This window comes from Yersinia bercovieri ATCC 43970 (assembly GCF_013282745.1).
Classification (GTDB): Bacteria; Pseudomonadota; Gammaproteobacteria; order Enterobacterales; family Enterobacteriaceae; genus Yersinia; species Yersinia bercovieri.
In genome coordinates this window covers 117,934-130,268 of sequence record NZ_CP054044.1, presented here as the reverse complement: position 1 = coordinate 130,268, position 12,335 = coordinate 117,934, and the positions used below count along the sequence as shown (strand labels likewise).

Here is a 12,335-nt window from a genome sequence, read left to right as displayed (position 1 = left end):
TTAATGATTGTTAGGTTTAATAGGGGTGGATTTTATTTTTACTAGAATATGAAGCTAACTGGAATAATTATTATTTGAGGTGAGATTATTGATGACAACAGGATTTTCTTATTATTAGTTAATAGCTTAACAAGGGTTGCTAATAATAAAAAACAAGAAAAATCCTTTTTAATCATATAGATAGACATCAAAAAGAAAAGGCCAGCCCAAGGGAGATTGGGCTAGCCAAGGAGGTGGTTCCTAGTCTTGTTTTAAAACTTTTTTAGTTCTTGATTGTACTCGAGCTATACTACCCCTCCGCCATTATAATTGATGTGATCTAATTCTAATATTTGCTAAAAATGCCACCTTAGCGATGGCAATATTTTTTATTGTTTTACGTTACGCTTTTTCATGGGGATTACGGCTATTTGTTCCGTTCAGATTACGGATCAGTAAGCCATATTCCACATCAATATCAGCCGGGATAGGCAAATACATGATATGCCCATTACCCGGAGCAATATCCGCCGCTTGGCCTTTTTTATCCTGCATGCTCTCAAGGGTGAACTGGATATTGCCGTTTGGCGTCATCAGCTCAACACTGTCACCGACCGAAAATTTGTTTTTGACCACCACTTCAGCCAGGCCATCACGGCGTACAGCAGTAAACTCACCGACAAATTGTTGGCGCTCTGAAACCGAATAACCGTAGTCGTAAGTTTGTTGATCTTCATGCACGTGACGGCGTAGGAAGCCCTCGGTATAGCCGCGGTGTGCCAGACCTTCTAGTGTGGTCAATAGTGTGGGATCGAAAGGTTTACCCGCGACAGCATCATCAATGGCGCGGCGATAGACCTGCGCGGTGCGGGCGCAATAGTAGAACGATTTGGTTCGGCCCTCAATTTTCAGCGAATGCACACCCAATTGGGTCAACCGCTCCACATGCTGGATAGCCCGCAGGTCTTTTGAGTTCATGATGTAAGTGCCGTGCTCATCTTCTGAGGCGGTCATATACTCCCCCGGGCGCTGCGCTTCTTCTAGCATAAACACTTTGTCGGTGGGGGCGCCGATACCCAGAGTTGGCTCGACACTCTTCACCGCGATAGGCTGATGAATATGCACAATATTGCCGATATCGTCCTCTTTGCCTTCCTGAACGTTATATTCCCAGCGGCAAGCATTGGTGCAGGTGCCCTGATTTGGATCGCGCTTATTGATATAGCCGGAGAGCAGGCAGCGACCTGAATAGGCCATGCACAGTGCGCCGTGGACAAACACTTCCAGTTCCATGTCAGGGACTTGCGCGCGGATTTCTGCAATCTCGTCCAGTGATAACTCACGGGAGAGGATCACCCGGGTCAAGCCCATCTGCTGCCAGAATTTGACGGTCGCCCAGTTGACGGCGTTAGCTTGCACTGACAGATGGATATCCATCGCTGGAAATGCTTCCCGCACCAGCATAATCAAGCCGGGATCAGACATAATCAGCGCATCTGGCCCCATATCGATCACCGGTTTCAAATCACGCAGGAAGGTTTTCAGTTTGGAGTTGTGGGGGGCAATATTCACCACCACATAGAAGCGTTTGCCAAGTGCATGGGCTTCCTCAATACCTAATGCCAGATTCTCGTGATTGAATTCATTATTACGCACCCGCAAGCTGTAACGCGGCTGACCGGCATAAACCGCATCCGCGCCGTAAGCAAAGGCATAGCGCATATTTTTAAGTGTACCGGCAGGGGATAGCAGTTCCGGTGTAAAAGGTGCATTAGAGGATAGTGCTGATGACGACATATTGTTGGCTCTCAGTCTGAGTTCAAGTCAGAACCACGCCCGCAGGGGTGGCTAAAAGCCGGGGATTGTAACCTTGCCCATCGTGAAAATCAGCCCTTGCACAATTTTTGTAAGGTTTAAATGATTTAGATCAACTCACTGTTAGCAATATTTTTGCTGACAGTATGCCGCAGCAGGTTATATATGATCTCTATGGTGGAGATAAATTTATAAGCGTTAAATTAACTCAATAGTTAAAATTAATCACATGGCGATGGGTTAATATAATCATCGTTGATTATTGATGCTAAATCAATAAAATGCGCGGTAAGGTAGCCCGCGCAGGGAGAGGTAAAAGTTAAAAGTTACAGCGTCAAATCTTTTATTGTTGCTGTCGGGCCATTTTTCATCACTGAGGCAATGCCATTTTTAGCGGCAGCTTCGGAACTGTAGGCTTCGCTGACACCAATAACTTGATGGTTCTTCGCTTTCAAAACGAAATATGGCTCGTTTTTGACATTACGTTTAGACTCGTACTGGCTCTCTAGTGGCGAGTTACTCTGTACTGATGCGATGCCGTTCTCTGCGGAGGCTTTACTGGCATACATCTCACTGGAGAGAATAATTTCACCATTGCTGGCTTTCAGATTGAAATGGTATTGCCCATTCTTTGCCTTTTTAATCTCATAGTGACCCATGGCCATAGTGTTTCTCCTGTTGGTTGTGATAACTCTACTGAGTGTAGTCAACGTTGACCGAAAGTGAGGTCAATGCGCCATGCACCACCAACATTAATAGATCTTCTGTCGCGATGAAATTACAGTAAACGACAGATCTCTGCTTCCCAACGATACCCCATGCCATAAACCGCGCGGATAAAAGGCTTCTCGCCATCGAGCGCTTCCAGTTTGCGCCGCAGATTTTTGATATGACTGTCGATAGTGCGGTCAGTCACCACACGATAGTCGTCATAGAGATTATTGAGCAGCTGTTCGCGGCTAAACACATGTCCCGGCTGTGTTGCCAGTATTTTCAGCAGGCGAAACTCTGCCGGCGTCAGCTCCAGTAAGTGACCCTGATAACTGGCCTGAAAGCGCGACTCATCAATCAGCAGCGGCGCACTCTCACTGGGCTGTTCGCGCTGTTGTTGGCAGCGGCGCAGAATGGTTTTAACCCGCGCCACCACCTCCCGTGGGCTATAGGGTTTGCAGATATAGTCATCAGCACCGATCTCCAGCCCCAGTAAGCGGTCGATCTCCTCGGTTTTTGCCGTGACCATCATGATGGGCACATCGGAGAAACGGCGAATTTCCCGGCAAATGGTGATGCCATCGCTGCCCGGTAGCATTAAATCCAGCAATATCATCGCCGGTGGGGCCTGGCGCACGGCGGCCACGACCTCTGCGCCATTGGTGATCCACTGGGTGCTGTAACCCGCCGCTTGTAGATAATCGACCAATAATTGGCCGAGTTTAGGTTCATCTTCAACAATCAATACGCAGCCAGACTGGCTGGCAGACTGAAGCGGCTCGTGCATTACCATGAGTTACCCTATGGAGTGGAAGAGGGGAAATAGTACCGTAATCCGCAGCCCCCCTAAAGGTGAATGTGCCGCGCTGATTTTCCCCCCATGGGCCTCGACAATATTGTGACAAATTGCCAGGCCCAGCCCCGATCCGCCACTGGCGCGGTTACGCGAACTTTCGGTGCGATAAAAACGCTCAAAAATACGCTGCAACTGTTCGTCACTCAGGCCCGGTTTACTGTCCTGCCAGTGTAGCGTTAAGGTATCGTCATCGAGTTGTGCGGTGATCTCTAGCCGCCCGCCCTCATTGGTATAGCGCAAACTGTTCTCCAGCAAATTGTGGAACAGCTGATTCAGGCGGTCGGGATCGCCAAAGATAACCCCCTGCTCCGGCAGATTAGCCATCACGGTGATATTTTTGCTTTGGAAGCGGCCATGGAAGCTGGCAACGGCAATCTGTAGCAGCCGCACGGCATCCAACTGGGTTTTGCGGTAGGCCAGTGCGCCGTGATCTGAGAGCGACAATTGATGCAGGTCATTGACCAGCTTGGTGAGTATGCCGACCTCAGCTTGCAGCGAAATCAAGGATTCAGGTGTCGGTTGGCGCACGCCATCTTGCAGGGCCTCCAGCTCACCGCGCAATACCGCCAGTGGGGTGCGCAATTCATGGGAGACATCGGCCATGAAATCGCGCCGCATCTGCTCATTTTTCTCCAGCGAACTGGCGAGCTGGTTAAAGTCCTGTGCCAGACGGCCTAGCTCATCACGGCTGCTAACAGCCACGCGGGTGCTGAAATCACCGGCGGCTAGCCGATGGGTGCCCTCCACCAACCGTTTTACCGGTGCCAACATGCCGCGCGATAATAGCCAGGTGGCGGCCGCCGCCAGTAGGGTCGAGAGGCCGACAATCATCCAACTGGTGCGGCGCTGTTGCAGATCAAAGTTGATATCGGCATTGCGGGTCAGTTTTTCCGATGGTGTCGACATCACCCAGCCCACCACCTGTTTATTCACGGTGATAGCCTGGCGGCTGGCCTCTTTTGGCACCCGGTCACTGCGCCCGGCCAACAGATTATTGTGCTGATCGACAACCCAAAATTGGGCGCGCCAGCCATGTGGGGGCATACTGCGGCTGTTATCACCACTCTGTTCGAATGAGCGCATGATCTGATAAATCAGCTGATCATTATTGCGCAGGAAATCCCAGTTGCCATGTTGCTGATACTGCACCTCCAGCGCATTGCCTAACATGCTGATCCGCTGCTCATTACTCTGCTTGATGTAATCAATAAAACCGCGCTCGAAGCTGGCTCTCACGCCCCAATGCATGGTGATCAGCACTAATATGCAGGTGGCAAATATCGCCATAAACAGTTTTCCGGTAATGCCGATCCTCATTTTTCACCTATCTCTATCGGTTTGCTGGGGCGGTGGGCCAGATGACAGACTACTCCAGCCTCATGAGCGGCTGTTTGCTAAAACGGCTGCGCAGCCGGTCAAAGTAGAGGTAGACCACCGGCGTGGTGTAGAGGGTGAGCAGTTGGCTCACCACTAACCCGCCGACAATGGTGATCCCCAGCGGCTGGCGCAACTCCGCCCCATCGCCACTGCCGAGAACCAGTGGCAGTGCGCCGAACAGGGCCGCCAGTGTGGTCATCAGAATTGGCCTGAAACGCAGCAAACTGGCCTGGAAAATAGCATCGCGGGCGCTGATATTGCCATTACGCTGTGCATCAAGGGCGAAGTCCACCATCATAATGGCGTTCTTTTTCACGATACCAATCAACAACATAATGCCAATCAGGGCGATAAGGCTAAAGGGCGCATTGAACAACTCCAGCGCCAGCAGCGCCCCGACACCGGCGGAGGGCAGTGTTGACAAGATAGTCAGCGGGTGAACATAGCTCTCATACAGGATGCCGAGCACGATATAGACCGTGGCGATGGCGGCCATAATCAGCCATAGCTGAGATTTCAGCGTCTCCTGGAATACCTGCGCGGTGCCGGTAAATGTCCCGCGCACGCTAGCGGGCACGCCAAGTTCGGTCATCGCCCGCTCAACGGCCGCAGTCGCCGCAGATAAACTGCCACCCTCCGGTAAGTTAAACGAGATGGTCGAAGCGGCAGAAAGTCCCTGATGATTGACCGCCAGTGGCGCATTGGCAGGTTGCCACTTGGCGAAATAGGAGAGCGGAATGGATTGGCCGCTGCTATTAATAACAAACATTTTGTCCAGCGAACTCACATCCTGCGTGTATTGTGGCGCGACTTCCATCACCACCTTGTATTGGTTTAACGGCTGATAAATGGTGGAGATCTGCCGCTGACCAAAGGCATTGTTCAGCAGGGCATTAGCATCGGAGACATCAATCCCCAGCCGCGCCATAGTTTCACGGTCATAAGTGAGCGCAATCTCAGCGCCTTTATCTTGCTGGTCGGAGTTAACATCCGCCAGCTCCGGCAGCTTCGCCAGCGCGGCCCGCACTTTGGGTTCCCACTCACGCAGTGCGGTCAGATCGTCGGCCAGCAGGGTAAATTGGTAGCTGGCATTGGCTTGCCGCCCGCCAACGCGGATATCTTGCACCGGGGCCAGAAACAGACTGGCGCCCGGCTCTTTGGCTAATTTGGCCCGCAAGCGGGTGATAATTTGCTGGGCGCTTTCGCCGCGTTCACTCAGCGGTTTGAGCGAGATAAACATTGAGCCGCTGTTGGTGCGTGAACCGCCAGTAAAACCGGTGACATTATCGACCGCCGGATCATCATTGATGATCTTCATGAAATTTTTCAGTTTTTGCTGCATCGCCTGGAAAGAGATGCTCTGATCCGCCTGAATAAAGCCCATCATGCGGCCGGTATCCTGCTCAGGGAAAAAGGTTTTCGGGATGCTGATATAGAGCCAGACATTCAGCGCAATAGTGGAAAGCAGCACAACCATCACCCAGCGTGTATGGCCCAGCACCCAGTTGAGTGAGCGGCCATAACCCCGCTGGATCGCCAGTAGCACTTTACCAAAACCACGGATCCGGGGTTGCTGACCCGCCGGCTGCGCGCGCAGCAAGTGGGCGCACATCATCGGGGTCAGGGTCAGGGAGATGACCAGCGAGATGCCGATCGCCACTGACAACGTAATGGCAAACTCGCGGAACAGTCGGCCCGGCAGCCCCTCCATCAGCAGCAGGGGGATAAACACCGCCACTAGAGAGATACTCATCGACAGCACGGTAAATCCGACTTCGCGCACCCCGCGTAGGGCGGCCACCATCGGTTTCACCCCCGCCTCCAGATGGCGGGAGATATTCTCCAGCACCACAATGGCATCATCGACCACAAAGCCGGTGGCGATGGTCAGCGCCATCAGTGACAGGTTATTGAGACTAAAACCGCACAGATACATGGCGGTAAAGGTGCCGATCAGTGAGACCGGCACGGCAACCGCGGGGATCAGTGTGGCGCGTCCTGATCGCAGAAACAGGAACACCACCAGAATTACCAGCGCCACCGCGATGATCAGTGAGCGCTCCACCTCCTCTAGTGAGGCGCGGATAGTTGGCGAGCGATCTTGCGCAATTTTTAACTCAATTGAGGCCGGGATCGAGGCACGCAGGGCGGGTAGCTCCGCGCGGATCCGGTCTACCGTGGCGATAATATTCGCCCCCGGTTCGCGGCTGATCACCAGCAGCACCGCCGATTTGCCATCGGACATCCCGGCGTTGCGCACATCCTGAACTGAGTCCACCACGTTGGCGACATCCTGCAATCGCACTGGCGACCCATTATTGTAATGAATGATTAGTGGGCGATAACCCTCGGCGGTTTTGATCTCATCATTGGCCTGAACTTGCCAGTGCTGCTCGTGGCTATCGACAGAGCCTTGCGGGCGGCGCACATTGGCGGCAGTGATGGCCTGGCGCACCGCATCAAGTGAGACCCCCTGATTAAATAGTGCGCTAGGGTTCAGCTCCACCCGCACCGCAGGCAGCGAGCTACCACCGACACTCACATCACTGACGCCCTCAGTCTGGGCGATTTTCTGCGCCAGTTTGGTAGAGGCGAAGTCATACAGCTGGCCCTGAGTGAAGGTGTCTGAGGTCAGCGTCATGATCATGATGGGGGCATCCGACGGGTTCATCTTGTAGTAGGTCGGGCGGTTCGGCATGCCGGTCGGCAGCAAGCTTTGCGCGGCATTCAGCGCCGCCTGCACATCGCGGGCAGCGCCATTAATATCGCGGTTGAGATCAAATTGTAAAATGATCCGCGTGCTGCCCAGTGAACTGGTCGAGGTCATCTCATTGACTCCGGAAATTCTTCCCAGAGCGCGCTCCAGCGGCGTGGCGATGGATGACGCCATGGTTTCCGGATCAGCTCCGGGCATCGAGGCACTGACCATAATCACCGGATAATCGACCTGCGGCAGCGGCGATACCGGCAGTAAACTAAAACCGATAATGCCACTCAGGGTGATAGCCAGTGTCAGCAGGGTGGTCGCCACCGGGCGCTGGATGAACAGAGCAAAGAATTTCACGGCAGCTCCCGCCCATCGGGTAATGTAGCTGAATCCATATCTTCGTGATGATGGGTATTGCGCGCCACTCTATCGAACAGCAGATAGATAACCGGGGTGGTAAACAGGGTCAATATTTGGCTGACAATCAACCCGCCGACCATACAGACCCCCAGCGGCTGGCGCAATTCGGCCCCGGCCCCGGTACTGAGCATCAGGGGCAAGGCACCGAACAGCGCGGCCAGTGTGGTCATCAGAATGGGGCGGAAACGCAGCAAACAGGCCTGATAGATAGCATCATAAGGGGTCATGCCCTGATCCCGCTCGGCGGCGAGCGCAAAGTCGATCATCATGATCGCATTCTTTTTGACGATGCCGATCAGCAGAATTATTCCGATGATGGCGATCACATCCAGCTCATGGCCGGTCAACATCAGCGCCAGCAACGCCCCGACCCCAGCGGTCGGCAGGGTGGATAAGATAGTCACCGGGTGAATAAAACTTTCGTACAACACACCGAGCACGATATACATCGCCACAATGGCGGCGATAATCAGCCACAAGGTGCTGCCGAGGGCGGCCTGAAATGCCAGCGTCGAGCCTTGGAAGCGGGTGGTGATATCGGCGGGCAGCTGAATGGCCTGCTCAGCTTGCGTCACTGCGGCCACCGCCTCGCCGAGGGAGTAGCCCTGGGCCAGATTGAAGGAGATGGTGGCTGACGGGAACTGATTCAAATGGTTGATCGACAGCGGCCCAAAGCGCTCCTCAATGGTGGCAATACTGCTTAGCGGCACCCCTTTGCCGTCACTGCCGGTTAGGCGGATATCATTGAAAGCCGCCAGCCCCGGCGCGGCTTGCACGTCATGCTCCAGCACTACCCGATACTGATTGGCCTGGGTATAGATGGTGGAGATCAAGCGCTGACCAAAGGCGTTATATAGTGCATTGTCGATGGCGGCCATGGTGATCCCCAAACGGCTGGCGCTGTCTCGGTCCACATTGACAAAGGCCACTAGCCCCTGATCCTGCCAGTCGCTGGTCACATCCTGGAAGGGCGCTTGCTGCTGCAACTCGCTAATCAGCTTCGGCACCCAGGTGCTCAGCTCTTCGAGCGAGGTGGCCTGTAGCGTGAACTGATACTGCGTGCGGCTCAGTTGGGTATCGATGGTTAAATCTTGCACTGGCTGTAAATAGAGTTTGATGCCCGGAATGCTGGCGACACTCTGCTGCAAGCGGGCTATCACCTGCGGGATGCGGTCGGCGCGCTCAGCCAGTGGCTTAAGGTTAATCTGCAATCGGCCACTGTTGAGGGTGGCATTGGTGCCATCGACACCGACAAATGAGGTCAGACTCTCCACCGCCGGATCTTTGAGGATGATAGCGGCCACCTGCTGCTGGCGCTCCGCCATATTGCTAAATGACACCGATTGCGGCGCTTCTAGTGTGCCCTGAATCAGCCCGTTGTCCTGCAAGGGGAAAAAGCCTTTGGGCATCAGCAAATAAAGCAGCACCGTCAGCAGCAGCGTGCTCACGGCAACACCCAAGGTTATCCATTGATGCTTCAGCACTTTTTTTAGCGCCACGGCATAATGGGCGATCACCCAATCGAAGAATTTCTCACTAGCGCGTGACAGCCTATTTTGCTTGCGCAGTGACTCATAACTGAGCATCCGCGCGCACATCATTGGGGTAAGGGTCAGGGAGACCACCGCTGAAATCAGGATCGCCACCGCCAGGGTGACGGCAAACTCGCGGAACAGCCGGCCGACGATATCGCCCATAAACAGCAGCGGAATCAACACCGCAATCAATGAGAAGGTCAGTGAGATAATGGTGAAACCAATCTCTCCCGCCCCTTTTAGCGCCGCATCCAGCGGTTTCTCGCCCTTTTCGATATAGCGCGAGATATTCTCAATCACCACAATGGCGTCATCCACCACAAAACCGGTGGCGATGGTTAGCGCCATCAGGGTCAAATTATTGATGGAAAAACCGAGGAAATACATCGCCGCAAAGGTGCCGATCAGTGACAGCGGCACCGCGATACTGGGGATCACAGTGGCGGCGGCATTGCGCAGGAACAGGTAGATAACCATCACCACCAGGGCAATCGACAGCAGCAACTCAAACTGCACGTCACTGACTGAGGCGCGGATGGTGGTGGTGCGGTCGGTCAGGATGTTGACCTCCACCGACTTGGGCAGACTCTTAATTAGCTCCGGCAGCATCTGGCGGATACTGTCGGCGGTGGCTATCACGTTAACCCCCGGCTGGCGCTGGATATTCAGCACAATCGCCTGCTGGTTATTGGCCCAGGCGGCCAGCTTGTTATTCTCCGCCCCCTGCTCAATGGTGGCGACATCCCGCAAGCGGATTGGCGCGCCATTTTGGTAGGCGATGACCAGATCACGATAATCCTCGGCGGATTTCATCTGATCATTGGCCGACAGGGTTACCGAGCGGGTTGGCCCATCCAGACTCCCTTTGGCGGAGTTGACATTGGCATTGCTGATGGCGGTGCGGATGGTTTCGCTATCCAGCCCAAGGGCGGCGACGGCGGGCGCATTCAGCTTCACCCGCACCGCAGGGCGCTGACCACCCGAGATGGTGACCAGACCGACACCGGTGACTTGCGAAATCTTCTGCGCAATGCGGGTCTCCACCATGTCCTCCACCTGAGTCATCGGTATCGCCGTGGAGGTGACCGCCAGTGTCATAATTGGCGGATCAGCCGGATTCACTTTGCTGTAAATCGGCGGATAGGGCAGATCACCTGGCAGCAGATTCGTGGCGGAGTTAATCGCCGCTTGCACCTCCTGCTCTGCCACATCGAGCGGCAGGGCGAGCTGGAATTGCAAAGTGATAACTGACGCGCCGCCAGAGCTTTGCGACGCCATCTGTTTCAGGCCGGACATCTGACCAAACTGGCGCTCCAGTGGCGCGGTGATAGAGGAGGTCACCACATCCGGGCTGGCGCCGGGATAGAGTGTCACCACCTGAATGGTGGGGTAATCCACCTCCGGCAGGGCGGAGACCGGCAGGGCGCGGTAGCCGAGGATCCCGGCTAGCAGAATGGCGACCATAAACAGGGTGGTGGCGACCGGGCGCAGGATAAACAGCCGTGAGGGGCCACCACCGGGTGTTGGGGGCATCACTTGCATCAGGACTTCTCCGCCGGAGTGGTTTGGCCGGCTTGCGCATTAGCGCCATGTTTTCTGCCGGTGCGGGTGCCGGTTTGTTCTGTTGGCGCGGCGGCATCGCTTTGCTCTGTCGCGGCGGAGCGCGGCGTGACCACTTCAACCTGCACACCCTCGGTCAGGCGGTCGATGCCGTCGGTGACCACCCGCTGACCAGCATTCAGGCCGGAGCTGATTACCACCTGTTTGCTATCCTGAATGCCGGTGGTGACCAGATGTTTGCTGACCCTATTTTCGTCATTGAGTGTCCAGACAAAGCTACCTTCGCTGCCCATCTGCACCGCAGCGGTGGGGACGACCACCGCATTTTGCAGCAAATCGACCTTGATGCGGGCATTGACAAACTGATTCGGGAACAGCGCATCATCTTCATTGGCGAAACGCGCTTTCAGCTTAATAGTGCCGGTGGTGGTATCAATCTGGTTATCCATGCTCAGCAGATAGCCCTGCGCCAACAGCTGTTTGTTGGTGCGATCCCAGGCCTCCACTGGCACGGTACTGTTAGTTTTGGCCGCATTTTTCTGCGCCTGCATAATGGCCGGAATATCACTCTCCGGCAGAGTAAAGAGTACATCAACCGGATGTGTCTGGGTGATCACCACAATCGGTGTGGCGGTGCCACTGGTGATAAAGTTGCCGACATCCACCTGTTTTAGCCCCACTTTGCCGGAAATTGGCGCGGTGATGCGGCTATAGGTCAGTTGCAGCTCAGCACTATCAATCGCGCCCTGATCGGCTTTCACGCTGCCCTCACTTTGGCGCACCAGGGCCGCCTGGGTGTCCAGCTCTTGCTGTGAAATCACTCCGGTTTTGACCAATTTCTGGTAGCGGGCCAGATCACGGCGCGCATTATCGAGGGTGGCCTGATCTTTGGCCAACTGCCCCTGTGCTTGGGTCAGTTGCACCTGATAAGGGCGCGGGTCGATCTCGGCTAGTAGCTCACCGGCCTTGACCTGCTGACCCTCGGTAAAGTGGATCGCCATTAACTGACCATCAACACGGCTGGTGACGGTGACAGTATTGGCGGCTATCACGGTGCCTAATCCGCTGAGGTAGCGCGGCACAGTTTGCTCGCTGGCGGTGGCGGTCTGTACTGGTGACAGCGGCATATTACGCCGCCCCCCGGCCCGCGCGGGGCTGCTGCTGGCGGGTTGCGCTCCCGGCGCACGGCTTTCAGCGGTGGCACTGAAGTGACGCCAAACCAATAGAGCAACAATAATCGCCACCACTGCCCCCAATAACATCAGTAACCGGGAGGTGCGTTTAGATTGAGCTTTCATGATGGCGGAGCATTCCTTTTGATTTTCTGGTTATCTGCAGTTGCAATATAGATGCATAAGTCAGTTTTTGGATATGT

7 protein-coding genes are annotated in these 12,335 nt (G+C 54.6%); all 7 read right to left on the bottom strand.

Annotated features, from left to right (window positions below):
* Nucleotides 1–381: 381 nt before the first annotated feature.
* Nucleotides 382–1,701, bottom strand: a complete 1,320-nt coding sequence (gene trhP / locus HRK25_RS00675; protein WP_420907324.1) for a prephenate-dependent tRNA uridine(34) hydroxylase TrhP — start codon at nt 1,699–1,701, stop codon at nt 382–384.
* Nucleotides 1,702–2,120: 419 nt separating this feature from the next.
* A complete protein-coding gene (locus HRK25_RS00670) occupies nt 2,121–2,459 on the bottom strand; it encodes a YegP family protein (protein WP_005273223.1) in 339 nt (112 codons plus the stop codon).
* A gap of 113 nt (nt 2,460–2,572) precedes the next feature.
* Complete coding sequence (gene baeR, locus HRK25_RS00665; protein ID WP_005273226.1) at nt 2,573–3,292, bottom strand: envelope stress response regulator BaeR; 720 nt, start codon at nt 3,290–3,292, stop codon at nt 2,573–2,575.
* A 9-nt stretch (nt 3,293–3,301) separates the two neighbouring features.
* The gene (gene baeS / locus HRK25_RS00660; RefSeq protein WP_005273227.1) at nt 3,302–4,678 is read right to left on the bottom strand and encodes an envelope stress sensor histidine kinase BaeS; all 1,377 of its coding nucleotides are present in this window, start codon (nt 4,676–4,678) and stop codon (nt 3,302–3,304) included.
* 49 nt (nt 4,679–4,727) lie between these two features.
* A complete protein-coding gene (gene mdtC, locus HRK25_RS00655) occupies nt 4,728–7,802 on the bottom strand; it encodes a multidrug efflux RND transporter permease subunit MdtC (protein WP_032897456.1) in 3,075 nt (1,024 codons plus the stop codon).
* Nucleotides 7,799–10,942, bottom strand: a complete 3,144-nt coding sequence (locus HRK25_RS00650; protein ID WP_005273232.1) for an MdtB/MuxB family multidrug efflux RND transporter permease subunit — start codon at nt 10,940–10,942, stop codon at nt 7,799–7,801. The genes mdtC and HRK25_RS00650 overlap by 4 nt, the downstream gene beginning before the upstream one ends.
* On the bottom strand, nt 10,942–12,258 hold the full coding sequence (locus HRK25_RS00645) for an MdtA/MuxA family multidrug efflux RND transporter periplasmic adaptor subunit (RefSeq protein WP_032897458.1): 1,317 nt from the start codon (nt 12,256–12,258) through the stop codon (nt 10,942–10,944). The genes HRK25_RS00650 and HRK25_RS00645 overlap by 1 nt, the downstream gene beginning before the upstream one ends.
* Nucleotides 12,259–12,335 lie beyond the last annotated feature (77 nt).

Coding starts and splice junctions, on each gene's coding strand:
- trhP (WP_420907324.1), bottom strand. CDS start 1,701: ATGCGCTATGCCTTTGCTTACGGCGCGGATGCGGTTTATGCCGGTCAG.
- HRK25_RS00670 (WP_005273223.1), bottom strand. CDS start 2,459: ATGGCCATGGGTCACTATGAGATTAAAAAGGCAAAGAATGGGCAATAC.
- baeR (WP_005273226.1), bottom strand. CDS start 3,292: ATGCACGAGCCGCTTCAGTCTGCCAGCCAGTCTGGCTGCGTATTGATT.
- baeS (WP_005273227.1), bottom strand. CDS start 4,678: ATGAGGATCGGCATTACCGGAAAACTGTTTATGGCGATATTTGCCACC.
- HRK25_RS00650 (WP_005273232.1), bottom strand. CDS start 10,942: ATGCAAGTGATGCCCCCAACACCCGGTGGTGGCCCCTCACGGCTGTTT.
- HRK25_RS00645 (WP_032897458.1), bottom strand. CDS start 12,258: ATGAAAGCTCAATCTAAACGCACCTCCCGGTTACTGATGTTATTGGGG.